28 protein-coding genes are annotated in these 24,339 nt (G+C 69.5%); 19 read left to right on the plus strand and 9 right to left on the minus strand.

Annotation, left to right across the window (positions count from 1 at the left end; all coding sequences use genetic code 11):
* Positions 1-22 precede the first annotated feature (22 nt).
* Positions 23-1,024 carry a DUF222 domain-containing protein gene (locus ACFX43_RS28975; RefSeq protein ID WP_378841203.1) on the plus strand — a complete coding sequence of 334 codons (1,002 nt, stop codon included), beginning with the start codon at positions 23-25 and terminating at the stop codon, positions 1,022-1,024.
* 49 nt (positions 1,025-1,073) lie between these two features.
* On the opposite strand, the gene ACFX43_RS28980 is transcribed toward ACFX43_RS28975, so the two are convergent.
* Positions 1,074-1,373, minus strand: coding sequence for a hypothetical protein (locus tag ACFX43_RS28980; protein WP_378840579.1), 300 nt, complete (start codon positions 1,371-1,373; stop codon positions 1,074-1,076).
* A 144-nt stretch (positions 1,374-1,517) separates the two neighbouring features.
* Between ACFX43_RS28980 and ACFX43_RS28985 the strand changes: the two genes are divergently transcribed.
* Positions 1,518-2,213: an aspartate/glutamate racemase family protein gene (locus ACFX43_RS28985; RefSeq protein WP_378840582.1), complete on the plus strand. Its 696-nt coding sequence runs from the start codon at positions 1,518-1,520 to the stop codon at positions 2,211-2,213.
* Here ACFX43_RS28985 and ACFX43_RS28990 read toward each other — a convergent pair.
* Positions 2,203-2,787 (minus strand): GNAT family N-acetyltransferase, encoded by a 585-nt coding sequence (locus ACFX43_RS28990; RefSeq protein ID WP_378840586.1) that lies wholly within the window; start codon positions 2,785-2,787, stop codon positions 2,203-2,205. The genes ACFX43_RS28985 and ACFX43_RS28990 overlap by 11 nt on opposite strands.
* Complete coding sequence (locus ACFX43_RS28995; RefSeq protein WP_378840589.1) at positions 2,784-4,835, minus strand: HelD family protein; 2,052 nt, start codon at positions 4,833-4,835, stop codon at positions 2,784-2,786. The genes ACFX43_RS28990 and ACFX43_RS28995 overlap by 4 nt, the downstream gene beginning before the upstream one ends.
* 174 nt (positions 4,836-5,009) lie before the next feature.
* On the opposite strand from ACFX43_RS28995, the gene ACFX43_RS29000 reads away from it, so the two are divergent.
* From ACFX43_RS29000 to ACFX43_RS29030, 7 genes are all read left to right on the plus strand, one after another.
* Positions 5,010-5,330: a hypothetical protein gene (locus ACFX43_RS29000; protein WP_378840594.1), complete on the plus strand. Its 321-nt coding sequence runs from the start codon at positions 5,010-5,012 to the stop codon at positions 5,328-5,330.
* 82 nt (positions 5,331-5,412) lie between these two features.
* The gene (locus ACFX43_RS29005) at positions 5,413-6,327 is read left to right on the plus strand and encodes an ABC transporter ATP-binding protein (RefSeq protein ID WP_091042336.1); all 915 of its coding nucleotides are present in this window, start codon (positions 5,413-5,415) and stop codon (positions 6,325-6,327) included.
* Positions 6,327-7,157 carry an ABC transporter permease gene (locus tag ACFX43_RS29010; RefSeq protein WP_378840597.1) on the plus strand — a complete coding sequence of 277 codons (831 nt, stop codon included), beginning with the start codon at positions 6,327-6,329 and terminating at the stop codon, positions 7,155-7,157. The genes ACFX43_RS29005 and ACFX43_RS29010 overlap by 1 nt, the downstream gene beginning before the upstream one ends.
* 1 nt (position 7,158) lies before the next feature.
* Positions 7,159-7,971: an ABC transporter permease gene (locus ACFX43_RS29015; protein ID WP_378840602.1), complete on the plus strand. Its 813-nt coding sequence runs from the start codon at positions 7,159-7,161 to the stop codon at positions 7,969-7,971.
* A gap of 71 nt (positions 7,972-8,042) precedes the next feature.
* Entirely contained in the window at positions 8,043-9,185 is a 1,143-nt protein-coding gene (locus tag ACFX43_RS29020) for a methyltransferase domain-containing protein (RefSeq protein WP_378840606.1), read from the plus strand.
* 15 nt (positions 9,186-9,200) lie between these two features.
* A complete protein-coding gene (locus ACFX43_RS29025) occupies positions 9,201-9,395 on the plus strand; it encodes a DUF3046 domain-containing protein (protein WP_378840609.1) in 195 nt (64 codons plus the stop codon).
* Complete coding sequence (locus ACFX43_RS29030) at positions 9,392-10,648, plus strand: MFS transporter (protein ID WP_378840612.1); 1,257 nt, start codon at positions 9,392-9,394, stop codon at positions 10,646-10,648. The genes ACFX43_RS29025 and ACFX43_RS29030 overlap by 4 nt, the downstream gene beginning before the upstream one ends.
* Positions 10,649-10,700: 52 nt before the next feature.
* Here ACFX43_RS29030 and ACFX43_RS29035 read toward each other — a convergent pair whose 3' ends face one another.
* Positions 10,701-11,342 carry a DUF305 domain-containing protein gene (locus tag ACFX43_RS29035; RefSeq protein WP_378840615.1) on the minus strand — a complete coding sequence of 214 codons (642 nt, stop codon included), beginning with the start codon at positions 11,340-11,342 and terminating at the stop codon, positions 10,701-10,703.
* Positions 11,343-11,437: 95 nt separating this feature from the next.
* On the minus strand, positions 11,438-11,881 hold the full coding sequence (locus tag ACFX43_RS29040; protein ID WP_378840620.1) for a DUF6153 family protein: 444 nt from the start codon (positions 11,879-11,881) through the stop codon (positions 11,438-11,440).
* Positions 11,882-12,014: 133 nt separating this feature from the next.
* On the opposite strand from ACFX43_RS29040, the gene ACFX43_RS29045 reads away from it, so the two are divergent.
* The 8 genes from ACFX43_RS29045 to ACFX43_RS29080 all read left to right on the plus strand — a co-directional run bounded on the left by ACFX43_RS29045 (position 12,015) and on the right by ACFX43_RS29080 (position 18,202).
* Positions 12,015-12,743 carry a DUF4396 domain-containing protein gene (locus ACFX43_RS29045; protein ID WP_378840624.1) on the plus strand — a complete coding sequence of 243 codons (729 nt, stop codon included), beginning with the start codon at positions 12,015-12,017 and terminating at the stop codon, positions 12,741-12,743.
* A 248-nt stretch (positions 12,744-12,991) separates the two neighbouring features.
* A complete protein-coding gene (gene recA / locus ACFX43_RS29050) occupies positions 12,992-14,050 on the plus strand; it encodes a recombinase RecA (RefSeq protein ID WP_183545582.1) in 1,059 nt (352 codons plus the stop codon).
* A gap of 67 nt (positions 14,051-14,117) precedes the next feature.
* Positions 14,118-14,840: a regulatory protein RecX gene (locus ACFX43_RS29055; RefSeq protein ID WP_378840633.1), complete on the plus strand. Its 723-nt coding sequence runs from the start codon at positions 14,118-14,120 to the stop codon at positions 14,838-14,840.
* Complete coding sequence (locus tag ACFX43_RS29060; RefSeq protein ID WP_355020998.1) at positions 14,837-15,337, plus strand: phosphoribosyltransferase; 501 nt, start codon at positions 14,837-14,839, stop codon at positions 15,335-15,337. The genes ACFX43_RS29055 and ACFX43_RS29060 overlap by 4 nt, the downstream gene beginning before the upstream one ends.
* A 23-nt stretch (positions 15,338-15,360) precedes the next feature.
* Positions 15,361-16,056, plus strand: coding sequence for a GNAT family N-acetyltransferase (locus tag ACFX43_RS29065; protein ID WP_378840638.1), 696 nt, complete (start codon positions 15,361-15,363; stop codon positions 16,054-16,056).
* A gap of 31 nt (positions 16,057-16,087) precedes the next feature.
* Entirely contained in the window at positions 16,088-16,930 is an 843-nt protein-coding gene (locus ACFX43_RS29070; protein WP_378840645.1) for a PPK2 family polyphosphate kinase, read from the plus strand.
* Between the two features lie 79 nt (positions 16,931-17,009).
* Positions 17,010-17,792 (plus strand): HipA family kinase, encoded by a 783-nt coding sequence (locus tag ACFX43_RS29075; protein WP_378840649.1) that lies wholly within the window; start codon positions 17,010-17,012, stop codon positions 17,790-17,792.
* Positions 17,792-18,202 carry a DUF3037 domain-containing protein gene (locus tag ACFX43_RS29080; protein WP_378840654.1) on the plus strand — a complete coding sequence of 137 codons (411 nt, stop codon included), beginning with the start codon at positions 17,792-17,794 and terminating at the stop codon, positions 18,200-18,202. The genes ACFX43_RS29075 and ACFX43_RS29080 overlap by 1 nt, the downstream gene beginning before the upstream one ends.
* Positions 18,203-18,222: 20 nt before the next feature.
* Here the strand turns inward: ACFX43_RS29080 and ACFX43_RS29085 are convergent, their stop codons facing one another.
* The 3 genes from ACFX43_RS29085 to ACFX43_RS29095 all read right to left on the minus strand — a co-directional run bounded on the left by ACFX43_RS29085 (position 18,223) and on the right by ACFX43_RS29095 (position 21,897).
* Complete coding sequence (locus ACFX43_RS29085) at positions 18,223-20,382, minus strand: HelD family protein (RefSeq protein WP_378840657.1); 2,160 nt, start codon at positions 20,380-20,382, stop codon at positions 18,223-18,225.
* A gap of 133 nt (positions 20,383-20,515) precedes the next feature.
* Positions 20,516-21,037, minus strand: coding sequence for a hypothetical protein (locus ACFX43_RS29090; RefSeq protein WP_378840660.1), 522 nt, complete (start codon positions 21,035-21,037; stop codon positions 20,516-20,518).
* A gap of 92 nt (positions 21,038-21,129) precedes the next feature.
* On the minus strand, positions 21,130-21,897 hold the full coding sequence (locus ACFX43_RS29095) for an enoyl-CoA hydratase family protein (RefSeq protein ID WP_378840667.1): 768 nt from the start codon (positions 21,895-21,897) through the stop codon (positions 21,130-21,132).
* A gap of 19 nt (positions 21,898-21,916) precedes the next feature.
* Here ACFX43_RS29095 and ACFX43_RS29100 point away from each other — a divergent pair, with 19 nt between their 5' ends.
* Complete coding sequence (locus tag ACFX43_RS29100; RefSeq protein ID WP_378840670.1) at positions 21,917-22,498, plus strand: protein-L-isoaspartate O-methyltransferase; 582 nt, start codon at positions 21,917-21,919, stop codon at positions 22,496-22,498.
* Here ACFX43_RS29100 and ACFX43_RS29105 read toward each other — a convergent pair.
* Positions 22,495-23,631, minus strand: a complete 1,137-nt coding sequence (locus ACFX43_RS29105) for a YihY/virulence factor BrkB family protein (RefSeq protein WP_378840675.1) — start codon at positions 23,629-23,631, stop codon at positions 22,495-22,497. The genes ACFX43_RS29100 and ACFX43_RS29105 overlap by 4 nt on opposite strands.
* 96 nt (positions 23,632-23,727) lie before the next feature.
* Here ACFX43_RS29105 and ACFX43_RS29110 point away from each other — a divergent pair, with 96 nt between their 5' ends.
* Complete coding sequence (locus ACFX43_RS29110) at positions 23,728-24,300, plus strand: RDD family protein (RefSeq protein ID WP_378840680.1); 573 nt, start codon at positions 23,728-23,730, stop codon at positions 24,298-24,300.
* Positions 24,301-24,339: the final 39 nt, after the last annotated feature.

The raw sequence follows: 24,339 nt of genomic DNA on the forward strand, positions 1-24,339 counted from the left end.
AGTTCAGACGTGTGCTCTTCCGATCNACAAGGCCGTCGCCCGGTCCCAGATCAAACTTGCCGCGAGTGTCGCCAAGTACGAGCTCGTCGCTGCTGGTCTGGCGGACGGTGTGGTGTCTCTGGACAAAGCCCGGGTGATCACCAAGGCCCTCGACAAGATCGAGGCCAATCCGATCGCCAGTGCTGAGGACTTGGTGTTGGCCGAGAAGCTGCTGGTCGACTACGCCACCCGGTTGACCGCGAACGAGCTCCGCATCGTGGGGAAGCGGATCCTGGCCGAGATCGACCCGGTCCGGTTCGAAGACGCCGAAGCCAAAGCCCTCCTCGCCGAGGAAGAACGCGCCCAGCAGAAGACCGCGTTGCGGGTGTGGGACAACCACGACGGGACCGTCGGGTTCGAGGGTGTGTTGCCGACCTCGATGGGGATGAGGTTCAAGCGGCTGGTCGAGGCCTACGCCCAACCCCGCAAACAACAACTCGTCGCCAAGGGCGCCCCACTCCCTCCCTGGGAACGGCTCATGGGCCAAGGCCTCGCCCGGCTCCTGGAGACCATCGACCCCGCAGCGCTACCTCGTCACGGCGGCGACGCGACCACCATCAACGTGGTCATCTCCCTCGAGGAACTCCGCAAGGACCTCGGCGTCGCCACCCTGGGCTACGACGAGACCAACGGCACCACCATCAGCGCGGCGGAAGCGCGGCGGATGGCCTGCAACGCCACCATCATCCCCTGGGTCCTCGGCGGTGACGGTGAGGTCCTCGACGCCGGGCGGAGCAGCAGGTTCTTCCAACCCATCCAACGCAAAGCACTCCGGTTGCAGCAGAAGTGCTGCCAAGCCGAAGGCTGTGACATGCCACCGGAATGGTGCGACGCCCACCACCTCGACCCCTGGGCCGCGGGCGGGAAGACCAACCTCAAGGACGGGGCCTTGTTGTGCGCGCATCATCACCGGTTGGCGCACAACCCTGCGTACGTTCATGAGCGACTACCGGATGGCACGATCCGGTTCACCCGCCGCCCCTAACCAACAGGGCGTCAACTCTAGTTCGCGCGCACCACGAAGCGTCTGCTGGTCAGACAGGATCTGTGAAAGTGACTGGCTTGCCGGTGGCATGGGCATAGGCGATCTCCCTGCGCGTGGACTCGCCGACGTACCCGCCTGGGTTGACGACCAGAACCCGGTCGGCCAGGTCGATCTTGCGCAGGTGGAGGGCGTCCAGTGCCGCCTTCTGCTCCTCGGTGACCAGCTCGTCCGCCTCGCCCGGCGCGACGACGATGACACCCGCGAAGGTCAGTTCCCGGTTCGCCGCCCGCATCTCCTCCACGAACCGGGTGGAGCCGCAGATGCAGACGATCTCAGGCCGGTCGGTCATTGCTCAGTCCTTCACTTGAACGGAATGCTTGTGAATGGTTCACAAGGTGACGCCCACTGTCATGGTCGCGCGCGAGGCATGAGGCGCCGAGCCACCTCGACCCACGGCTCCCGGAAGTTGGTCGCCCAGAGGAAACTAAGTGGCATGCGAAGGATCGGCGTACTGGGTGGGATGAGCTGGGAGTCGACGGCGGAGTACTACCGCCTGCTCAACGAGATCACCGCGAAGCGACTCGGCGGACTGCGTTCGGCGGACCTGCTCGTGCGGTCGGTGGACTTCGCGGAGATCGAGGAGATGCAGGCATCCGGCGAGTGGGAGCGAGCGGGGGAGCGCCTTGCCGCGGAGGCGGCGACGCTGAGTGATGCCGGGGCCGAGGTGATCGTGCTGGCCACGAACACGATGCACAAGGTGGCCGGGGCGTTGGAGGAGACGTACGGAGATCGTTTCCTGCACCTCGGCGACACGACGGCGGCCGCGGTCAGAGCGGCGGGGGTCGGGCGGGTCGGACTTCTCGGCACCGGGTTCACGATGTCGCAGCCGTTCTACGCCGACCGGCTCCGCGGCCACGGCCTCGAGGTCACCGTCCCCAACGAGCCGGACCAGGAGACCGTCCATCGGATCATCTACGAGGAGCTGTGTCTGGGGACGTTCCTGGACAGCTCCCGGCAGGCGTACCTCGAGGTAATCGACCGTCTGATCGCCGCCGGCTGCGAGGGCGTGATCCTCGGCTGCACCGAGATCGAGCTGCTGCTGCCGATCGAGACGTACGCAGGTGTGCCGCTGTTCCCGACGACCCGGCTGCACTGCGAGGCCGCGATCGCGGCGGCACTCAGCGCTTAGCCCACTCCTCCGCGAGGATCGCGTAGGAGAGGCCGTCGAGCCAGCCGCGGGTGCGGTGCAGGGAGTCCTTGACGGTGTGCGACTCACGCCGCATTCCGAGGCGCTCCATGAGTCGCCACGAGGCCACGTTGTCGGCGAAGCACTCCGCGACGACGCGGCGCAGACCCAGGGGGCCGAAGCAGACGTCCAGCACGGCGCGTACGGCCTCGGTGGCGTAGCCGTTGCCCTGGTGGGCCGGGTCGATCGTCCAGCCGAGCTCGGCCTGGGTGCCGTTGCCCTGCTCGCGCACCTCGGTCTGCGACCACGGGTCGGTGATCCGCAGCATGAGGTCGCCGACGATGACGCCGTCGCGCTCGATCACCAGGCCGGGCCCGATGACGTCGGGGTCCTCGAAGACCTTGCGATAGGCCTCGAGATCCGCGAACGCTGTCGTCACCCATTCGGCCACCTCGGGAAGCCCTCGGAAGGCCCAGGTCGGCTCGATGTCGGCGGGCGTCATCCGGCGGATCACCAGACGCTCGGTGCGTAGCGGCCAGTCAGCCTTCTCCAGCGGATCCGGTCGGACGTCGATCATGCGCCTACTTTCGCATCCACCCGTTCCGGGACGCCACCGAGTTCTTCGGGGAGGGCGTCGTGCCGTACGACCAGGGAGGTGACAGCGCGGGTGAGGCAGACGTAGAGGCGACGGAGACCGGTGTCGCGGTCGGGCTCGCCGGCGACGATCCCGGTGGGGTCGGAGACCACCACGTGGTCGAACTCGAGCCCCTTCGCCAGCGAGGCGGGAACGAGATCGAGATGGGCGTCGAACTCGGTCTCCTCGTCGGCGGCCACGCCTATCTCGGCGAAGGACAGTCCGGCCTCGGTCAGCTCGGCGCGCACCGTCGCCAGCGAGGCGTCCGGCACGATCAGCCCCACCGACCCGGGGCGCTCCAGCGCAGCCCCGAGCGCCTCCACGACCGACGAGGTGGTGAAGGCGAGGTCACCACGTGTGCGGCGCACCGCGACCGGCGGCTCGAGGTCGGGGGCGATGTGGGGGAGGAGGCGGGCCGCGTAGGCGATCACGTCGGCCGGGACCCGGAAGCCGCGCGTCAGCTGCTCGACATGACCGTCGGGCTTGCCGAGGTGTGCCAGGGCTTCGGTCCACGACGAGGAGGCCCATGGCGTGGTCGCCTGGGCGAGGTCCCCGAGGATCGTCAGCGAGCCCGTCGTCGAACGGCGGCCGAGCGCGCGCAGCATCATCGCGGAGAGGTCCTGGGCCTCGTCGGCGACGATGTGGGCCACCGACGGTGTGCGGTCGAGCAGGTCGGCGATCTCGTCGAGGAGCACCAGGTCGGCCAGCGACCAGCGCGCCGCGCCTGCCGAGCGCGGCGGCTTCTCCCAGAGCAGGCTCGCCTGCTCCGTCTCCGTGAGCAGCCCATCGGCGACCTCGGCCAGCCAGCCCGCGTCGGTGAACAGCCGGAACAGGACGCGGGCGGGCTTGAGATCGGGCCAGAGCGCGGCGGCGTAGTCCTTGACCGGCTTCGCCCGCGCCACCGCGTCGTGCACCCGGTCGTCGGGTGAGTCGCCCGAGCGCTCCATCTGCACCAGCACCCGGTGGGCCAGGGCGCGCGGGAGGAGGGCCCGGCCCGCGGCGTACCTGAGATCGTTGGCGCGCAGCCCCTCCAGGGCCTCCCGCGCCTCGTGCGACGGCACTCGCCAGCGCCGCGAGCCGCGCGGGACGACCAGGGCCTCGTCCGGCTCGCCGAGGTGGGACCAGACCGCCCGGTGGAGCACCTCCGCCATGCGTACGTCGCCCTTCAGCGTCGCCACCGGCGCGGCCTCCTCCGCGCGGACGGCGCCATGGCTCTGCCCATTCTTGGCGACCAGCTCCGCGATCGTCGCCTGCTTGGCCTCGATTTCACCCAGCGCGGGGAGAACGTCGCGGATGTAGCGGAGGAACGAGGCGTTGGGGCCGATGATCAGGACCCCGCGCCGGGTCAGCTGGTCGCGGTGCGCGTAGAGGAGGTACGCCGCCCGGTGCAGCCCCACGGCCGTCTTTCCCGTCCCCGGCGCACCCTGCACGACGATCGTCTGGGACAGGTCGGCGCGGACCAGGACGTCCTGCTCGGGCTGGATGGTCGCGACGATATCGCGCATCGGTCCCACGCGCGGCCGCTCGATCTCGGCCTCGAGGATCGCCGAGTGCTCCGGCCCGGCCCCGGCGTCGGTCAGTGACTCGTCCTCGAACGCCGTCAGCTCCCCGTGGGAGAACCCGTAGCGCCGCCTCCGCGCCAACCCCATCGGCTCGGTCCGGGAGGCTCGGTAGAACGGGACGCTGACCGGGGCCCGCCAGTCGACCACCATCGGGTCGCCTGCGCCGTCGGAGATGTGGCGCCGGCCGATGTGGAAGGACTCGCCTCCTACCGCAGCGGTCCGGTCGATGCGGCCGAAGAAGAGCGGCACGTCAGGATCGTCGGCGAGCTGCTCCAGCCGATGCGCGAGAGTGGCGTCGAGGATCTCGGCGCTGACCCAGTTGCCGGCCGTGGAGGAGTCCAGCGACTCCACCTTCTTCCGCATCCGGGCCAGATCCTGCCGGGATGCGGCCAGATGCTCGCGCTCGGCGTCGAGATCGTCTATGGGCATGGCTGGTTCATCGCTTCTCCGTCGCGGCAGGTTTCGATGGGGGCGCGGGGTCAAAGGCTCCAACATAGGCGACCACGGAGTGGGCGCCCAACAGGTTTATCCGGGCGTGCGTTGGGCACCAGGATGCACAATTGCACCGTGAGCCTGTTCGATCGTTTCCGCCGCGGGACGCGCATGAGCCGCCCGACAGGCGAGAGCTACACCGGATCCACAAGGGTGCGCGCCGCGGACTCCACCGACCAACAGCATCTCGAGCAGTTCGTGAAGACCCGGCGTGGTGTCGAGGGGTTCGTCGAGCCGCGCACCGTCGTCAGCGAGGTGACCCTGCTGCTGGTCGCGCATGACGGCGAGTGGACCCGGCGGCGAGTGCCGTCGGCGCAGTGGGCGCACAAGTTCGCCAACAAGCACCAGGTCCCGTCCTACGACGCCGCGGTGGTCGGCGTACCCCAGCGGATGCGCGACTACAACCGACGCCAGAAGCAGCGGGGCCTGTAGGCGCCGATCCGGGTTCGATCGAAGGCTCGGTCGAAACTGTCGGCGCTGCCATCTAGTCTTTGCCGACGTGGGTGAAGACCTGATGATCTCGGCGCGCGGGTTGCGCAAGTCGTTCGGCGACTTCGAGGCGGTGCGCGGGATCGACGTGTCGGTGCGCCCCGGTGTGGCCTTCGGTTTCCTGGGGCCGAACGGGGCCGGCAAGTCCTCGACGATGCGGATGATCTGCTGCGTCTCGCCGCCGAGCGGGGGAGAGCTGCGGGTCTTCGGGATGGATCCGGCCAAGGACGGGCCGAAGATCAAGGCGCGGCTCGGAGTGTGCCCGCAGGAGGACACCCTCGACGTCGAGCTCAACGTCTACGACAACCTCTTCGTCTACGGCCGCTACTTCGGGCTGCCGAGGGCCGAGGTGAAGGGCCGGATCGAGGAGCTGCTCGACTTCGTCCAGCTCACCGACAAGGCCAAGGCGAAGGTCGACGACCTCTCCGGCGGCATGAAGCGACGGCTGACGATCGCCCGGAGCCTGATCAATCGACCCGAGATCCTGGTGCTCGACGAGCCGACCACCGGCCTGGACCCGCAGGCCCGCCACGTCATCTGGGACCGGCTCTTCCGGCTCAAGCAGGCGGGCGTGACGCTGCTGCTGACCACCCACTACATGGACGAGGCCGAGCAGCTGTGCGATGAGCTCGTGGTCATGGACCAGGGTCGGATCGTGGCCCACGGGACGCCGCTGGGACTCATCCAGCAGCACTCCACCCGCGAGGTCGCCGAGCTGCGCTTCGGCGTCGGCGAGCACGAGGCGCTGGCGGCGAAGGTCGAGGACCTCGCCGAGCGGGTCGAGGTGCTGCCCGACCGGCTGCTGCTCTACAGCGACGACGGCGAGGCGGTCATCGAGGCCGTCCACAGCCGCGACCTGTCGCCGGTGGCCACCCTGGTGCGGCGCTCCTCGCTCGAGGACGTCTTCCTGCACCTGACCGGCCGGACCCTGGTGGACTGATGGCCGACTACGCCGACTCGGGGCCGGCTACCCCACCGACGGCGCCCGCGGGGCTGGTCTCCGGGGCGCTCCGGATGGGCGACTACTGGCTCACCGTCCTGGCGCGCACCTGGAAGGGCGGGGTGATCACGACCTTCGTGACGCCGTTCTTCTACGTGCTGGCACTGGGCGTGCTGCTCGGCGGCTTCGTGGAGGCCGATCCGGCCACGCTGGAGGGCGCCGACTCCTATCTGGCCTTCGTCGCGCCGGGCATGGTCGCGGCCCACGCGATGACGATCGCCTTCTCCGAGATGACCTATCCGGTCTACGGGATGGTCAAGTGGCAGCGGATCTACTTCTCGATGATCGCCTCGCCGCTGACCGCCTCGCACATCGTGCTGGCCCAGCTGGGCTTCCTGATGCTGCGTACGTTGTTCGCCTGCGGCGTCTTCCTGCTGGTCCTGGCCCCTTTCGGCGTCTTCGAGACGTGGTGGGGCGTGCTGACGGCGTGGCTGGTGCAGGGGCTGGTCGTGCTTGCGTTCGGGACGCCGGTGCTGCTGTTCTCGCTCTCGATCAAGGGCGAGGAGTCCTTTGCGCTGATCTTCCGGCTGGGGATGATCCCGCTGACGCTGTTCTCCGGCACGTTCTTCCCCGTCGCCAACCTCGGGCCGGTGCTGGAGAAGGTCGCGATGGCCTCGCCGCTGTGGCAGGGCGTCAACCTGACCCGGATGCTCGCGCTGGGTGAGATCGACTGGGCGCTGGCCGCGGTCCACGTCGGCTATCTCGGACTGCTCGCGGGCGTCTGCTGGTGGCTCGCGGTGCGCAAGCTGGGCGAGAGGCTGGTCTCCTGAGATGGCCCTCTTCACCGCCGCCGTGGGCGCCACCGTCGCCCGCCCGCTGCGAGGCGGCGAGGCCGCCCGGCTGCTGCTTTGGCGCAACATCCTGGTCTATCGGCGCGCCTGGCTGGTGTTCATCACCGGGTTCCTGGAGCCGGTCTTCTACCTGTTCTCGATCGGCATCGGCGTGGGCGCGATGGTGGTCGGCTTCGAGTACGCCGGTAAGCCGGTCGACTACCGCGAGTTCGTCGCCCCCGGGATGATCGCGGCCTCGGCGATGAACGGGTCGCTGCTGGATGCGACGTTCAACTTCTTCTTCAAGCTGAAGTACAACAAGCTCTACGACCAGATGCTGGCCACCCCGCTGCGCACGGTCGACATCGCGGTCGGCGAGATCCTCTGGAACCAGCTGCGCAGCGGCATCTACGTGACCGCGTTCCTGCTGATCATGGTCGCGATGGACCTGGTCCACTCCTGGTGGGCGCTCCTGGTGGTGCCGGCGGCGCTGCTCATCGGGTCGGCCTTCGGGGCCGTCGGCATGGCGCTGACGACCTACATGACCTCCTGGCAGGACTTCGAGAAGGTCACCCTCGCGATGATGCCGATGTTCCTGTTCAGCGCGACGTTCTTCCCGATCACGGCATATCCGGAGTGGCTGCGCTGGGTCGTGGAGGTCACGCCCCTCTACCGCGGCGTCGTGCTGTGCCGTGAGCTGACGCTCGGAGTGCCGTCGTGGGGCTCCGCGGTCTCGGTGGTCTACCTGCTGGCGTTCGGGGCGGTCGGTCTGGTCGTCGTGCGCCGCCGGCTCGACTCCCTACTCCTCACCTGAGCGGCAGCAACTCGCGTCTCAAAGGCAGGATCCCCCTCGTGAGGGCCCTAACGGGCCGTCAAGATTGATCCATGACTTATGACGCGATCGAGCCGGACACCAAGGACTGGACGTGGGTGCTCGACCGGCCCTGCCCGGAGTGTGGCTTCATCGCCGGTGCCGTCACCGCGGACCAGCTCCCCGAGATCGTGCGGGACAACGCGACGTACTGGGAGATCTACCTCGCCGCCGACAACGCCCGCGACCGCCCCCAGCCCGGGGTGTGGTCGGCGCTGGAGTACGGCGCGCACGTACGCGACGTCCACCGCATCTTCGGCGAGCGGCTGCAGCTGATGCTGACCGAGGACGAGCCGCGCTTCGCCAACTGGGACCAGGACGTGGCCGCCCGCGAGGGCGACTACGCCGGCCAGGACCCGGCGGTCGTCGCCGAGCAGCTGATGGACGCCGCGGACGAGATCGCCACGATCTACGAGAAGGTCCCGCCGGACGCGTGGGGCCGTCGTGGGACCCGGTCCAACGGCGACGTGTTCAGCGTCGAGTCGCTGGGCCGCTACCACCTCCACGACGTCGTCCACCACCTGTGGGACGTACGCGCGGCCGCCAAGCAGGCGACCGTCGCCGCCTACGACGCCAGCGTCGCGACGTACGTCCAGGGCAGCTCGTTCTCCGAGGAGAACCGTTCGGTCCTGGACAGGTTCCTGGCCGTGCTCGAGCCGGGCGACCACGTGCTCGAGATCGGCACCGGACCCGGCCACGACGCGAAGGCGCTCGAGGCCGGGGGAGTGCGGGTTCGGCGCACCGACATCAGCGAGGGGTTCGTGGCGCACCTGCGCAAGCAGGGATACGCCGCTGCCTGCCTGGACCCGCTGACCGACGATCTGCGCGACCCGGTCCACCCCGACGTCCCCTATGCCGCGGTCTGGGCCTCGGCGACGCTGCTGCACGTGGCCCGCGACGACTTCGGGACGGTGCTCGCCCGGCTCGCCGAGGTGACCCGCCCCGGCGGTGCGCTGCATGTGTCGATGAAGGAGGGCGACGGCGAGGAGTGGACCAACCGCGGTCACGTCGAGGCACCCCGCCTCTTCGTCTACTGGCGCGAGCCCGCGCTCCGGGCGGCGCTGGACGAGGCCGGCTGGGAGGTGCTCGAGGTCGGGCACGCCGACGGACGCCTCGGCGACGTCTGGCTCGACGTCCTCGCCCGCCGGCGCGCCTGAGTAGCATTCGGGGCAATGAGACACACGGAGTTCTGGTCCCGCATGGACGAGGCGCTCGGCGCGGGCTACGCGCGAGCGTGGGCACGCCAGTTCGTCATGGGCGACCTGGGCGGGCGCACCGCCCAGGAGGCCCTCGACGACGGCGTCCCGCCCAAGGAGGTCTGGACCGCGGTCTGGAAGGCCCTGGAGCTGCCGGCGCGTGAGCGGTGACGCTGGTCGCACCGGCCTCGGTGGCCGCGGTCCAGAAGCGCACCATCCTCACCCTGGTCGCCACCCAGGCGGTCGGGGCGATGGGCATCACGATCGGCATCGCGACCGCCTCCCTGCTGGCGCGCGACCTGTCCGGCTCGGAGTCGATGGCAGGTCTCTCACAGACGACCCAGGTGCTCGGCGCCGCCGTCGCCGCGTACGTCCTGGGGCGGGTGATGGATGCGCGCGGGCGCCGGTTCGGGCTGGTGGCGGGCTACCTGCTCGGGGCGGCCGGTGGGCTGCTGGCGGTGCTGGCCGGCGTGGTCGGCTCGATGACGCTGCTGCTGGTCGGCGCCGTGCTGCTGGGTGCGACCACCGCGGCCAACAACGGAGCGCGCTACGCGGCCACCGACCTGGCACCTGCCAGGAGCCGGGCGCGGGCGCTGTCGGTCGTCGTCTGGGCGACGACGTTCGGTGCGGTGATCGGCCCCAACCTGACCGGCGTCGCCGAGATCTTCTCCGACTCCGTCGGGATCCCGGTCCTCACCGGGCCGTTCGCGATCGGGTCGATGGGGATGCTGGCCGCCGCGCTGGTGGTCGGGGTCTTCCTGCGACCTGACCCGCTGCTGGTCGCCCGGGAGGGCGCGCCGCCGGCGGAGTCCTCATCGGTGGTCGAGCCTGTCGAGACCACGAGCTGGCGACGGGCGATCGCCGTCATCCGGGAGCGGCCCGCACTGGCGGCGGCGGTCGTCGGGCAGGCCGCGGCCCATGCCACGATGGTGGCAGTCATGGTGATGACCCCGCTCCACATGGAGCACGGCGGCGCCGGCCTGGAGATCATCGGACTGGTGATCAGCGGGCACGTACTGGGCATGTTCGCCTTCGCGCCGATCGCCGGCTGGCTCGCCGACCGCGTCGGCCGGGCCGATGTGATGGCGCTGGGCGGCGGGGTGCTCCTGGTGTCCCTGGTCCTGTGCGCCGCGGCGCCGGAGGGCAGCTCGGGGCGGATCTTCGTCGGGCTCTTCCTGCTCGGACTCGGCTGGTCGTTGGCCACGATCGCCGCGGCCACCTCGGTCGCGGACCACACCCCGCTCGAGGTGCGCGCCGACGTCCAGGGCACCGCCGACCTGATCATGGGCGTCGCCGCTGCCGCCGCCGGGGCGCTGTCGGGCGTCGTCGTCGACCTGGCCGGATATCCGGCGCTCGCGCTCGGCACGATCCTGCTGGTCATGGTGCTGTTCGGGGCTGCGTACGTGGCCCGTAAGTCTGCCTGACCGGCCTGCATGATGGGCAGGGCCGTTGGCGGCCCTGCCCATCAGAGCGTCCTCAGCCGATGAGCTTCTCCATGGTTTCGATCTCGGCCGTCTGGGACTCGATGATCGTCCCGGCCAGATCGACGGCCGGCTTGAACCGGCCCTCGTCCTGCTCGGCCTCGGACATCTCGATCGCGCCTTCGTGGTGCTCGATCATCATCTTCAGCCACATGTCGCTGAACTCGGCGTCGGAGGCTTTCTCGAGGGCGTCCATGTCCTCGGCCGACATCATCCCGGGCATGTCGTCGTCCATGCCCTCCATCGAGTCGGACATGCTGCTGTCGTCGTCGCCGTGGCCCTCGTGGCCGCCGTTGACGTGGTCACGCATGGTCGACGGCACCTCCTCGCCCCACTGCTGGAGCCAGCCGGACATGGTCTCGATCTCGGGGCTCTGGGCCGCCCGGATCGAGTCCGCCAGCTCCTGGACCTCGGGCTCGAGGTTGCGGTCCATGGTCAGGTCGACCATCGACAGGGCCTGGGCGTGGTGCTGGATCATGTCGGTCGCGAAGGTGACATCGGCCTTGTTGTTCTCGGTCTCCGAGAGCTTCTGAGGAGCCTCGGCCTCCTCGCTGCCGCCACAGGCGGACAGGGTGAGCAGCACGGCGAGGCCGGCCGCCGCCCAGGTCGCGCGGAAGAGGGGACGTTGCGTACGCATCTGTTGTTTCTCCTTGTGAAGTGCTGATTACGGGCATCGCTGACCCACCTGCTGACCTCGGGCATGGCCCGGGTCGCGGGGTGGGGTCAGGCCGCTCAGCACCTGATGACGGAGTAGGCCCAGACAGAGGGCGGGCCGGTCGCGGGACAGGTGAGCAAGGGCGCGAACCCGCTGGTCCGGGACCAGGTGCGGGCCCGCGAGAACCACCAGGCAGGAGTACGCCGCCACAGCCCGCTCAGCAGCAGCGCGCCGGCGGCGAGCAGGAACGCCGCGCACAGCATCATCGCCGTGTGCCCGGCGCCGCCCGGGTGCCCGGCGCCGTCGGCTGCTCCGTGGCCGGTGTGCTCGAGCGCGTGCGTGTGCCCGACGTGGGCGGCTGGCAGGCTCAGCGCGCCGTGCTCACCGTCGGTGTCGGTGCCGTGGAGGCTCAGCCCATGCATGGCCAGCAGACCGGCGACCGTGACCACGACCGCTGCCAGCAGGCCGGCGCGCGCGACCGCACGGGTCGTCCGCTGTCGTCGTCGCGCTGCCGTCCACACACAGCACACCCTAGGGAGTCCGTCGTGGTTGGACAAAGTGAGGTCTCCGACCGGATGTCGCTTGCGACCGCATACCCCCATGGGGTATGAATGTTCGGGTAGGCACAACGAACCGAACGATCAAGGGAGCGACATGACGTCGCATGACGAGCACCTGCACGCCGGACACGACCACGGCGGACATCAGCACTCGATGCACGAGGGTCACGAAGGTCATGGCGGCGACCACTCGGCGCATGACGTGCACGGCGCGCATGGGGGCGGGGTGAACGCGATGGCGGCCAGCGCCACGCTGCACTGCCTCACCGGATGTGCGATCGGCGAGATCGCCGGACTGATGATCGGCACCGCGATCGGGCTCAGCACCGGATGGACGATCGTCCTGGCCGTCACGCTCGCGTTCGCCTTCGGCTACGCCCTCTCGACCCTGCCGCTGCTCAAGTCGGGCCTGGCCGTCGGTGCGGCGTTCAGTGTGGTGCTGGCCGCCGACACCCTCTCGATCGCCACGATGGAGCTGGTCGACAACCTGGTCATGGCGCTCATCCCCGGGGCGATGGAGGCCGGTCTGGTCAACGTCGTGTTCTGGATCGGGATGATGATCGCCCTCTCGGTGGCCTTCGTGGCGGCCTTCCCGGTCAACCGGTACCTGCTCCAGCGGGGCAAGGGGCATGCGCTCACCCACCAGTACCACGGCGCGGCGCCGGTCCAGGAGGGCGTACGTCGCTTCATCCCGTCCTTCTCGAGCGGTGCCCTGGCGGCGGTGATCATCGCCTTCATGCTCGGTGGTCTGTCGGTCGCCGTCGCCGACGAGATGGGTGGCGGCTCGGCTCCCGCCGAGCAGGTCGAGATGCAGGACCACTGAGGATCCGGCGACCTCGACACGCCCGAACAGGTGTTCACATCGAACGCTTGTTCGGGCTAGTGTGTGGTAGTAGGTGGAGCGTGGTTCGTGCTATCGGCCAGGCAAAAACAGGGTCGTGAAACACCGTGCCAGAGGGTCCCGTCCAAAACTGTCGGTGGTCCCGTCTAGCGTCTGCCTTGATGACGACGAAGACACGTGGACAAGCGGCAGGCAAGGGGAAGAAGTCTGCCCCTCAGGAAGGAAAGAACATGGCGGCAGGTGATCGCGAGAAGGCATTGGACGCCGCTCTCGCCAACATCGAGAGGCAGTTCGGCAAGGGCTCGGTCATGCGGCTGGGCGATGAGACCCGGGCTCCGCTGGAAGTGATCCCGACCGGCTCGATCGCGCTCGACGTGGCGCTGGGTCTGGGCGGTCTGCCCCGCGGGCGGGTCGTGGAGATCTACGGTCCGGAGTCCTCGGGTAAGACGACGGTGGCCCTCCACTCGGTCGCCAGCGCGCAGCGCGCCGGTGGCATCGTGGCCTTCATCGACGCCGAGCACGCGCTCGACCCGGAATACGCGAAGAACCTCGGCGTCGACACCGACGCCCTGCTGGTCTCCCAGCCCGACTCGGGTGAGCAGGCCCTGGAGATCGCCGACATGCTGATCCGCTCGGGCGCGCTCGACCTGATCGTCATCGACTCCGTCGCGGCGCTGGTGCCGCGGGCCGAGATCGAGGGCGAGATGGGCGACAGCCACGTCGGCCTCCAGGCTCGACTGATGAGCCAGGCGCTGCGAAAGATGACCGGTGCGCTCAACAACTCCGGCACGACCGCGATCTTCATCAACCAGCTGCGCGAGAAGATCGGCGTGATGTTCGGCTCGCCCGAGACCACGACCGGTGGTCGCGCGCTGAAGTTCTACTCCTCGGTGCGACTCGACGTGCGCCGGATCGAGACGCTCAAGGACGGCACCGACATGGTCGGCAACCGCACCCGCGTCAAGGTCGTGAAGAACAAGGTGGCTCCGCCGTTCAAGCAGGCGGAGTTCGACATCATGTACGGGAAGGGCATCTCCCGCGAGGGCGGCCTGATCGACGTCGGTGTCGAGGCGGGCCTGGTCCGCAAGGCTGGCGCTTGGTACACCTACGAGGGCGACCAGCTCGGTCAGGGCAAGGAGAACTCCCGCAACTTCCTCAAGGACAACCCCGACCTGGCCAACGAGCTGGAGAAGCGGATCCTGGAGAAGCTCGGCGTCGTGCCGACGGTCGACGCCCCGGCCGACGGCGAGACGCCCGCGGCCGAGCCCGCCGGCGTCGAGGACTTCTAGGTCCAAAGGCACCGGCTGACCCGTGGCTTCGTCAAGGCCTGACCGTTCGTCCACCCAGGATCCCTGGGTGGACGAACGGCCCGCGCCCGACTGGCTGGGGGACGTGACCCTCGGCGTCGAAGCCTGGGCCGGCAAGACCCCGTCCTCCCCGTCGCTCGAGCCGTCCGTCCCGTCGGTTGAGCCGTCGTCGCGACGAAGGAGCGACGACGTGTCGAAACCAACACGTTCCCGTCGAAGGCAGCCTCGCCCGGCGGATCCCGCGGACCCGAAGAACGACCCGGAGCCCGACCACGAGGCGATCGCCCGCAAGATCCTCCTCGACGCCCTGACCGGCCAGGCGCGCAGCCGCAAGGAGCTCGCCGACAAGCTCGAGAAGAAGGAGGTTCCGGCGGCCCTGGCGACACGGCTGCTGGACCGCTTCGAAGAGGTCGGGCTGATCGACGACGAGGCCTTCGCCAGGGCCTGGATCGCCAGCCGACAGCCCGGAAAGGGCCTGGCCCGACGAGCCCTGGCCCAGGAGCTGCGCCGCAAGGGCATCGACGACGACGTCGCCCGCGACGCGCTCGACGAGATCGACCCCGACGACGAGCGTGAGGCCGGCCGGCGGATGGTCCGGCGCAAGCTGCGCTCCCTGGAGCGCTTCGACGACCAGACCAAGACCCGGCGTCTGGTCGGGATGCTCGCCCGCAAGGGATACGGCGCCGGTGTGGCCTACAGCATCGTTCGCGAGGAGCTCGCTCTGGCCGATGACGATGGCGCGGGCGGTCTCGTGTCAGAATCCGATCTGTGAGTGAGCAGCAAGAGCGCGAGATCCTGACCTACGACCTCTTCGGCACCGCGGTGCGCGACATCGCCCAGAAGGTCGTCGACAGTGGTTACGAGCCCGACATCGTGCTCTCCATCGCCCGTGGCGGCCTGGCCCTTGGGATGGGCCTGGGCTATGCCCTCGACGTGAAGAACCTGTCCGCGATCAACGTGGAGTTCTACACCGGCGTCAACGAGCGTCTCGACGTCCCGATCATGCTCCCGCCGACCCCCGCGGCCGTAGACCTGACCGGGATGAAGGTGCTCATCGCCGACGACGTCGCCGATACCGGCAAGACCCTGGAGATCGTCCACGACTTCTGCGAGGGTCACGTGGCCGAGGCCCGCACGGCGGTGATCTTCGAGAAGCCGTGGACGGTGATCAACGCCGACTACGTCTACAAGAAGACCGACCGCTGGATCGACTTCCCGTGGTCGTCCCAGCCGCCGCTCGTCGACCGCCGCGGCGGCCAGGCCCACTGACCCTGCGGCGTTAACCTGGGTGCATGTTCACGCCGGTTGCGGTCCACACCGGGACACACCGTCTCGGGGGCGTGACGCGCCCGGGGGAGAGCTGGGCAGCGGCGGCGGCGAGAATCGCCGGGCGGCCTGCGTACGCTGTGGATCTCTCCGCTGAGGTGAAGGAGTTCTCCTCCGACCCGATGCCGGTGGTGGCGCTGCGGCCGATGACCCGCGGCGACCTGCCTCACCTGGTCCGCTGGCTCAACACCGAGCACGTGCACCGGTGGTACGCCGTCGATGGTGAGCCCACGCCCGAGTGGGTGAGGGAGAACTACGGGCCGGACATCGACGGCAAGACCCCGGTCACCTTCTGGGTGATCGAGGCCAACGGGCGCTCGATCGGGTTCTGCCAGGACTACCGGATCAGCGACGAGCCCGACTATGCGCTGCTCACCCCCGACCCGGACGCGATCGGCTTCGACTACGCGATCGGTGAACCGGCCTTCGTGGGTCGCGGGATCGGGCCGCGGATGGCGTGGGTCTGGCTCACCTCGATCCCGCGTCGCTATCCCGGCGCGACGGCCTGCTTCGCCGCCCCCGACCACCGCAACGCCGCCTCGCTGCGGATGCTCGCCAAGGTCGGCTTCGAGCAGGGCACCTGGTTCGACGAGCCCCAGCCGGACGGTTCGACGACCACGATGGTCGGCTGCTCGCTCGATCTTCGGCGCGTACTCGGCTGACGGCCCGCGCCTCGGCACCTATCGTCAGGGCATGAGCCTTCTTGACGAGCTGCGGATGCCGGTCGGACCGGTGGACCTGCGGAAGTACGACACCAACTCCGCGCCGGGCGTCGGCGCTGACAAGGAGACCGGCAAGCAGGTGCTCGCCGAGCTCGGCCCGACACTGATCGAGCTGCAGACCAAGCTGTTCGCCTCCAAGGAGAGCGACGACCCCAGGCGGGTGCTGCTGGTGCTGCAGGGGATGGACACCTCCGGCAAGGGCGGCGTGCTCAAGCACACCGTCGGGCTGGTCGACCCAGTCGGGGTGAAGATCACCAGCTTCAAGGCACCGACCGACGAGGAGCGTGCCCAGGACTTCCTGTGGCGGATCGAGAAGGCGGTGCCGGAGCCCGGCTACCTCGGTGTCTTCGACCGCTCCCACTACGAGGACGTGCTGATCGGCCGCGTCCGTGAGCTCGTGACCCCCGGGGAGATCGAGCGACGCTACGCCGCGATCAACGACTTCGAGAAGCGGCTGGCCGACGACGGCACCGTGATCCTCAAGTGCATGCTGCACATCTCCGCCAAGGAGCAGAAGAAGCGGCTCCTGGCCCGCCTGGAGGATCCGACCAAGCACTGGAAGTACAGCCCCGGCGACATCGACGAGCGCCAGCTGTGGGACAGCTACCAGGAGGCGTACGAGATTGCGCTGGAGCGCACCAACACCGAGTACGCTCCGTGGTACCTCGTGCCGAGCGACAAGAAGTGGTACCGCAACCTGGCCATCGGCGAGCTTCTCCTGGAGACCCTGGACCGGCTCGACCTCGACTGGCCCGCGCCCCACTTCGACGTCGCCGAGGAGAAGAAGCGACTGGAAGAGGACACCATCTCGTGAGTGAGCGCCAGCGAGCGAGCCATCAAGGCATCACGTGGCCGCGTCCGTATTCTGGCGCTTGCGCTACGGATGTGGCCGCGTGAGTCTGGAGACGGTGCGGGTGACGCGGTACGTCACCCCGCTCCGGGAGGGCGGCAGCCTGCCCGGGATCGTGGAGGCCGATGATCTCGGCACCTACGTCTGCAAGTTCCGTGGCGCCGGACAGGGGCTGCGGGTGCTGGTGGCGGAGGTGATCGTCACCGGTCTGTGCCGGGCGCTCGACATCCCGACGCCGGACCAGGTCGTGCTCGATCTCGATCCGGAGATCGCCCGCTACGAGGCGGACGAGGAGGTCCAGGACCTCCTCAACGTGAGCGCCGGGCTCAACCTCGGCATCGACTTCCTGGCGGGTGCGTTCGGCTACGACGCCGCCTACCAGCCCGACCCGTCGCTGGCCGGGCGGATCCTGTGGCTGGACGCGTTGATCGCGAACGTCGACCGCTCCTGGCGCAACCCCAACATGCTGCTGTGGAACGGCGCGCTCTACGTCATCGACCACGGCGCCTCGCTCTACTTCCACCACGTCTGGCCCGGCGGAGGCGGGGACCCCGCGCGCTACGCTGCCCAGCCGTTCGACACCTCCGAGCACATCCTGCGCGCCTTCGCCGCCGAGGCGCTCGCCCAGAACGACGACCTCGCCTTGCGGCTCGACGACGCGGTGCTGGAGAAGGTGCTCGCCGACGTACCCGACGAGTGGCTCGAGCCGGTCCCCGGCTATGACACCCCGGAGTCCCTGCGCGAGCGCTACGTCACGTTCCTGCGGGCGCGCCTCGACGGCGAGCGCCCGTGGCTGCCCGCGGCCGAGCCCGCCCCGGAGGCGTGATGGACGCCTACCAGTACGTCGTGCTCCGCTGCGTACCCCGCCCCGAGCGCGAGGAGTTCCTCAACGTCGGCGTCGTCCTCCACTGCCCCGAGCAGAAGTTCCTCGCCGCCCGGTGGAGGCTCGACGAGCAGCGCCTCGCCGCCTTCGCCCCGGGGCTCGACCTGGCCCTGGTGCGGGCCGCCCTGGAGTCGGTGGACCTGATCTGCGCCGGCGCCGCCCATGCCGGCTTCGGCGCGGGCGTCCGCGCCACCGCGTACGGGATGAGGGCGCTCTCCGACAACGAGTCCGCCCGCTTCGGCCTCCTCAAGGCCCCGAAGAGCACGGTCCTTCAGCCAGGCCCCGTCCACGGCGGTGTCACCACGGATGCCGCAGCCGAGCTCGACCGCGTATTCGCCCACCAGATCACCTGAAAACCCGCCGAGTCGGCTCGTCATGACGAGCCGACTCGGCNGGTGGCGCGGCCGGTGGCCGACTCGCGTTCGATCTCGTCGGGGCTGACCACGACGATGCCGTCGAACTCGAGGCCCTTGGTGTCCAGGCCGGTGAGGACGACGATGCGGTCCTCGCCGGATGGCACCGAGGTCCGGTCGGCGGCGGAGGCGGCGGCGCTGGGGGCGTCGTCCGCGAACTCCGGCCAGGACGCGAGCCACGAGTTGACCTCGGAGCGGCGCGCCACCGGGACCACGATGCCGACGGTGCCGCCGACGTGCGACGCGATCTCGCCGACCGCCTCCCGGGTGGCCTTCTCCAGGTCGACCGCGTGCTCGATGACCCGCGGCTCGACACCGGTGGAGCGGACCGCGGTGGGCAGGTCGGCGTTGAGCCCGACCCGCTCGGCGTAGGCCGCGGCGAAGTCGTAGATCTCGGCCGAGTTGCGGTAGTTCGTCGACAGGTGGAACGCGTGGACCGGCTTGCCCTCGAGCGCCTTGGCCCGAGCCGCCTCGGCCTCCGCCGCCACCGGCCACGAGGACTGGGCGGGGTCACCGACGATGGTCCACGAGGCCGTACGTCCCCGGCGACCGACCATCCGCCACTGCATCGGGGTGAGGTCCTGGGCCTCGTCGATGAGGATGTGGGCGAACGGGTCGTCGTCGATCCGGTACGTCGGAGGGCGCCAGCCACGGCCCGAGGAGAACTCGCGGTCGGAGGCGGTCATCAGCTCGGCGATGTCGATGCCGCTCTGGTCGGCGTCCCGCTCGTCGGCGACCTGCTCGGGGATGTCGCCGATCGCGTAGCGGAGCTCGTCGAGCAGCGGAATGTCCTCGATGGCCAGGTCGGCGTCGGTCAGGCCGCGGCCGGCCCACGACTTGAGGAGCAGCTGCTGCTCGTCGTGAGTCAGGATTCCCTCGGAGACGCGAGCCAGGAACTCCGGCTCGCGGAGCCAGCCGAGCACCTCGCGCGCCTCCAGCGCCGGCCACCAGGCGGCGGCGAACTCGAGGAAGGCGGGGTTGTCGAGCATCTCGTCGTTGAAGACCTCGCGACCGCGCTCGCGGCCGCGCTCTCCGCGTACCTGCCGCCAGAGGATGTCGAGAAGCATCTGGGGTACGCGACGCAGCTGCTGGTTGCGTCGGCCCTGGCTCATCAGCTGTCGCCGCAGCTCACCGAGCCGCTTGCCGTCCAGGCGCAGCGAGTCGTCGCGGTAGAAGACCTTGAACTCGCGCGGGGAGCCCGGCGCCTGCTGGCGCGAGGCGCGACGCAGCACCTCGGCCATCCGGACCGAGCCCTTCACGTCGGCGACGGCGGGGTCGTTGTGCCACGTCGCGCGTACGCCGTCCACGACCTCACCCAGCGAGCGCAGCGCCACCGCGGTCTCGCCGAGGCTCGGCAGGACGCGCTCGATGTAGCGCATGAAGACGCCCGACGGGCCGACGATGAGCACGCCGCCGGACTCGTAGCGGCGACGCTCGGTGTAGAGCAGGTAGGCGGCCCGGTGCAGAGCCACCACGGTCTTCCCCACGCCCGGACCACCGGAGATCGTCGTGACGCCCTTACCCGGCGCACGGATGGCCTTGTCCTGCTCCGCCTGGATGGTCGCGACGATGGAGTGCATCGTGCGGTCGCGGGCACGGCTGAGCTGGGCGATCAGCGCGCCCTCGCCGACGATCGGCAGGTCGGCACCGGAGCGCTCCAGCGCCTCGGCGTCGAGCAGCTCGTCCTCGACACCGATCACGCTCTGCCCCTCGGAGCGGAGCACCCGCCGTCGGATCACCGACCGCGGCTCGACCGCCGTGGCCTGGTAGAACACCGCGGCCGCCGGCGCCCGCCAGTCGATCAGCAGCGAGTCACGCTCCGCGTCGCGAAGACCGATGCGGCCGACGTAGCGCGGCTCCGGGTCAACCGACGGGTCGAGGTCGAGGCGGCCGAAGACCAGCCCCTCGTGAGCGGCATCGAGCTGCGCGATGCGTCGCGCCGCCTGGAAGGCGAACGCGTCGCGCTCGACCAGACCACCTTCGTGGCCCAGACGCCCACGGTCGCGGCCCTCGGCGGCCAGCTCCTGCGCAGCGCGCGCCGACTCTCCCAGCTGGAGGTAGACACGATCTACGAACCCCTGCTCCTGAGCGATCTCGCGCTCAGCCAGCTTGTCGTTCAACTGGATGTTCCCCCGTCACAAAGATCCACACCCGCCGTGCGCCCCCCATGGCGCACGGCAAGGAGATAACTCTACCCCCGACGTGGTGTTATACGGGCAGCGGTGCCACCAATCGACCGCCGTGGCGAACTGGCTAGCCGCCGACCCAGCCCTCGACGTGGTCGATCACACCGAGGTGGATCTCGATCGTGCCGTCAGCGGGGACGTACGGCGATCCGTCCTTGTGCAGCGCCCGCAACGTGATCTTGTGTTTCCCTGGTCCGCCGAGCACGACCGACCCACCACCGTTGCTGTGGTAGTTCGCCCGCGGCTCGGTGCACCATTCGGCGCTCTCCTGGTCCCAGCCATCGGCCGACATGTAGACGTGCAGATCGCCCGGAATCTCGAAGTCGCAACCGAACTCCACCCGAAAGTTGTCGAGCGTGGTGGTGAACTCGATGGTGTGGCCGGCCGGGTCGAGCAGCTCACGTGCGTCCGTGCTCTCCCAGCGAGCGACGACCTCGCCGCCGTCCGGCGTCGCCGTCGGAGGCACGACGGACACCTCCGGCTCCGACGACCATACGAAACCTTCGTCATCGCCGCCAAAGGGGTTGATCACCCACAGGACCCCGGCGACGACGACCAGGAACACCGCACCCGACAGGGCCTTGACCATCTTTACTTCCTTCCAGGGAGGAAGCGGAGCCTAGCCTCGCGCGCACTCTCGAGCGCTGGAATTTCCACAAGCCATCAGCCGTCTCGCTGGCACTACTTCTTGCGCGTCAGGAACGCGGTCATCGCCTCGCGGGCCTCGTCGGAGCCGAAGAGGCGGGCGGAGAGGGCGGCCATCTCCTCGCCGCCGGCGTCGATGTGCTCGACCAGGCCGCGGACCATGAGGCGCTTGGTCTCGCGCAGCCCCTGGGGGGAGCCCTCGAGCAGGGAAGCGGTGATGGCGGCGACCTCGTCGTCGAGCGAGGCGGCGGGGACGGCGGCGGTCAGGATGCCGATGCGGGCTGCCTCGGCGGCGTCGAACTTGTCGCCGGTGAGGAAGTAGCGGGAGGCGGCGCGGGCGTCGATCCGGGGCAGGATCGAGAGGGAGATCGCGGCGGGGGCCAGGCCGAGCCGGACCTCGGTGAGCGCGAACGAGACGGTGTCGGCGGCGATCGCGATGTCGGCGGCGGCAACGAGCCCGAGACCGCCGGCACGCACCGGTCCCTGGACCTTCGCCACGACGGGCTTGGTCAGGGCGACGATGGTGCGCTGGAGACGTACGATCCCGCGGGTGCCCTCCTCCATCGGCACCGTCGCGGCCTCGGAGAGGTCGGCGCCCGAGCAGAAGACGGTGCCCGTGGCCTGGAGCACGACGGCCTTGACGGAGGTGTCCTTGTCGGCGGCGTGCAGCGCCTCGAACAGCTCGGTGACCAGCTGGCGGGAGAGCGCGTTGCGGTTGGCCGGCGAGTCGAGAGTGATGGTGGCGACACCCTCGGCGACGTCGAGGTGGACGAGCTCTGCGTTGGTTTCAGGCGACACAGTCATGGGGCAGACCTTACGGTGCTTGACTGGAGGGGTGGACGCGGTCCTCGATGCATTTTCCGCCATTCCCCGGGAGGGCTTCCTCCCGCCCGAGGAGCGCGACTTCGCGCGCTTCGACGAGCCGCTTCCGATCGGTCACGGGCAGACCAACTCGCAGCCGCGGACGGTGGCCGACATGCTCCGTCTTCTCGAGGTCGCACCGGGTGACAAGGTGCTCGACGTCGGCTCCGGGTCGGGCTGGACCACCGCGCTGCTCGCCCACCTGACCGGTCCGGAGGGCAGCGTCATCGGGGTCGAGCTGGAGCCGTCCCTGGTCAGGTTCGGCCGCCGCAACCTGGCGGCGACCGACCAGCCCTGGGCCCGCATCGAGAAGGCGAAGCCCGGGGTCCTCGGGTGGCCGCGGCAGGCTGCGTACGATCGCATCCTCGTCTCCGCCGAGGCCGAGGCCCTGCCGCGCGAGCTGATGGACCAGCTCGCCGCACCCGGCCGGATGGTGGTCCCGGTCGCCGGGCTGATGATGCTGGTCGAGCGGAACTCGACGGGCACGTCGCGACTGAGCAGCCACGGCTGGTATCGCTTCGTGCCGTTGCGGAGGAAGCCCTAAGAGCTCGTACGCCGCTCCGGCTGGTCCTCGTCGGGATGCGGCACCGCGCGCAGCTGGCCGGGAGGCACCGGGGGCGGCGGCTTGGTCGGCGGCAGCGGCCGGCTGAACTCGTCGCGGCGACGGATCTGCCGAGCGGTCTTGCGGAGCCAGGAGGGGTCCATGACGATCTCGTGGCTGTTGCCGTCGGGGCCGTCGAAGGTGACCGCGACCGTCTCGAAACCCTTGTGGCGCTGCATGAGGGCATAGCTCGCGTAGGCGCGGCGGTCGGCCTCGGTCAGCTCGACATCGTCGGTGAAGAGGGTCAACAGCGCTCGCGGCCACAGGTGACGGGCGTAGACGACGTTGACCTCGATCGAGATCACCACCATCAGCGCCGCGATGTAGAGGAAGGCGACCAGACCGAGGACCAGCGCGAAGGTCTGGTTCATGCCACGGGTGGCGGCGAGCACGTGCTGGACGAACTCCGCGCCGAAGTACTGCAGCACCTGCCACAGCATCGCGAACGTGAGCGCTCCTGGAAGGGCGTGGGCGAGGGCGTGGTCGCGCGTAGTGGCCATCCGGAAGACGACGCAGAGCATGCCGGTGACGATCACGACGGTGCCGAGGATGACCAGCCAGTAGCCGACGTCGACCGCCTTGAATCCGAGGAAGTCCGTGCGGCTCAGCACCAGCGACAGCGCAGTCACCGAGAGGATGGCCAGACCGCCGGCGGCGAGCATGAGCAGCGACCGCACCCTCAGCAGGATCGGGTTGGGGCGGCTGTTGCGCGGCACGGACCAGGCAGTGTTGACCGCGTTCTGCAGCGAGAGGCCCAGGCCGAGCGCACCGTAGAGGGCGGTGATACCACCGATGACGATCGCGCCGGTCGATCCGGTGAGCTCCTTGCGGCCGAGCTGGTCGCCGATGATCGGGAACTGCGCCAGCGCCGTGTCGAGCACTGCCTCCTGCAGGCTCGGGTTGCCCTCCAGCACGAAGCCGAGGATCGAGGAGGCGAGCAGCAGGATCGGGAAGACGGCGACGAAGGCGTAGTAGGTGATGATCGCGGCGAGGTTGTTGCCCTGGTCGTCCCAGAACTTGTACAGGACAGCCAGCGGGAACGCGACCGGCGGGAACCGGCGCTGAGCCCGATCCATTGACCTCGCCGCTCCAGCCATAAGGGTCAGGCTAACCCCTGTGCGACCCGATAGATTGAACGTCGGCCAGGTCAGCAGGCCAGCACACTCGAGGAGATGACCCACCAGATGTCGAACTTCGGCCCGCCGCCAGGGCCGCCGCCCGGGCCGCCGCCAGGCGCACCGCAGGACCCCACCCGTGGACCGGGCGAGCAGCCCCAGACCCCGCCGTGGGCACAGCAGTCGTACGTCCCCACCGGCCCGCCGCTGGCGACCTGGGGTCGCCGGGCCGGCGGTGCGCTGATCGACGCGGCGCTGCTGGTGCCGTTCTATCTGGTCGCCGGTGTGGGAGGTGGGTTGTCGCAGGAGTCCGGCTTCTTCGTCACCCTGTTCGGCCTCCTGGTCACCCTTGTCGGCTGGCTGGGGTTCATCGGCTTCGCCGTCTGGAACCACGTCCTCAAGCAGGGCCGCTCCGGCTACACCATCGGCAAGGGCGTCGTCGGGATCAAGCTGGTCCGCAAGGAGCCACAGGCGACGACCGGCGTCCCGATGGCGCTGGTGCGGCAGCTGCTCCATGTCCTCGACGCGTTCTGCTTCATCGGCTATCTGTGGCCGCTGTGGGACGACAAGCGGCAGACCTTCGCCGACAAGATCGTCGGGACGCTTGTCGTGGTGGAGCCTCGGTCTTAGCCGCAGCAGGCTCAGGCGTGTGCGCTGACATTTACGTTG

The sequence above is a fragment of the Nocardioides sp. YIM B13467 genome, assembly GCF_042788075.1.
Taxonomy (GTDB): Bacteria; Actinomycetota; Actinomycetes; order Propionibacteriales; family Nocardioidaceae; genus Nocardioides.

Bases quoted from the DNA above. Each gene is read 5' to 3' on its own strand.
- ACFX43_RS29015 (WP_378840602.1), top strand. From the start codon at position 7,159: ATGGCCCTCTTCACCGCCGCCGTGGGCGCCACCGTCGCCCGCCCGCTG.
- ACFX43_RS29020 (WP_378840606.1), top strand. From the start codon at position 8,043: ATGACTTATGACGCGATCGAGCCGGACACCAAGGACTGGACGTGGGTG.
- ACFX43_RS29095 (WP_378840667.1), bottom strand. From the start codon at position 21,897: ATGACTGTGTCGCCTGAAACCAACGCAGAGCTCGTCCACCTCGACGTC.
- ACFX43_RS29025 (WP_378840609.1), top strand. From the start codon at position 9,201: ATGAGACACACGGAGTTCTGGTCCCGCATGGACGAGGCGCTCGGCGCG.
- ACFX43_RS29080 (WP_378840654.1), top strand. From the start codon at position 17,792: ATGGACGCCTACCAGTACGTCGTGCTCCGCTGCGTACCCCGCCCCGAG.
- ACFX43_RS28990 (WP_378840586.1), bottom strand. From the start codon at position 2,787: ATGATCGACGTCCGACCGGATCCGCTGGAGAAGGCTGACTGGCCGCTA.
- ACFX43_RS29035 (WP_378840615.1), bottom strand. From the start codon at position 11,342: ATGCGTACGCAACGTCCCCTCTTCCGCGCGACCTGGGCGGCGGCCGGC.
- ACFX43_RS28985 (WP_378840582.1), top strand. From the start codon at position 1,518: ATGCGAAGGATCGGCGTACTGGGTGGGATGAGCTGGGAGTCGACGGCG.
- ACFX43_RS28995 (WP_378840589.1), bottom strand. From the start codon at position 4,835: ATGCCCATAGACGATCTCGACGCCGAGCGCGAGCATCTGGCCGCATCC.
- ACFX43_RS29045 (WP_378840624.1), top strand. From the start codon at position 12,015: ATGACGTCGCATGACGAGCACCTGCACGCCGGACACGACCACGGCGGA.
- ACFX43_RS29005 (WP_091042336.1), top strand. From the start codon at position 5,413: ATGATCTCGGCGCGCGGGTTGCGCAAGTCGTTCGGCGACTTCGAGGCG.
- recA (WP_183545582.1), top strand. From the start codon at position 12,992: ATGGCGGCAGGTGATCGCGAGAAGGCATTGGACGCCGCTCTCGCCAAC.
- ACFX43_RS29090 (WP_378840660.1), bottom strand. From the start codon at position 21,037: ATGGTCAAGGCCCTGTCGGGTGCGGTGTTCCTGGTCGTCGTCGCCGGG.
- ACFX43_RS29105 (WP_378840675.1), bottom strand. From the start codon at position 23,631: ATGGATCGGGCTCAGCGCCGGTTCCCGCCGGTCGCGTTCCCGCTGGCT.
- ACFX43_RS29010 (WP_378840597.1), top strand. From the start codon at position 6,327: ATGGCCGACTACGCCGACTCGGGGCCGGCTACCCCACCGACGGCGCCC.
- ACFX43_RS29110 (WP_378840680.1), top strand. From the start codon at position 23,728: ATGACCCACCAGATGTCGAACTTCGGCCCGCCGCCAGGGCCGCCGCCC.
- ACFX43_RS29000 (WP_378840594.1), top strand. From the start codon at position 5,010: ATGAGCCGCCCGACAGGCGAGAGCTACACCGGATCCACAAGGGTGCGC.
- ACFX43_RS29065 (WP_378840638.1), top strand. From the start codon at position 15,361: ATGTTCACGCCGGTTGCGGTCCACACCGGGACACACCGTCTCGGGGGC.
- ACFX43_RS29070 (WP_378840645.1), top strand. From the start codon at position 16,088: ATGAGCCTTCTTGACGAGCTGCGGATGCCGGTCGGACCGGTGGACCTG.
- ACFX43_RS28980 (WP_378840579.1), bottom strand. From the start codon at position 1,373: ATGACCGACCGGCCTGAGATCGTCTGCATCTGCGGCTCCACCCGGTTC.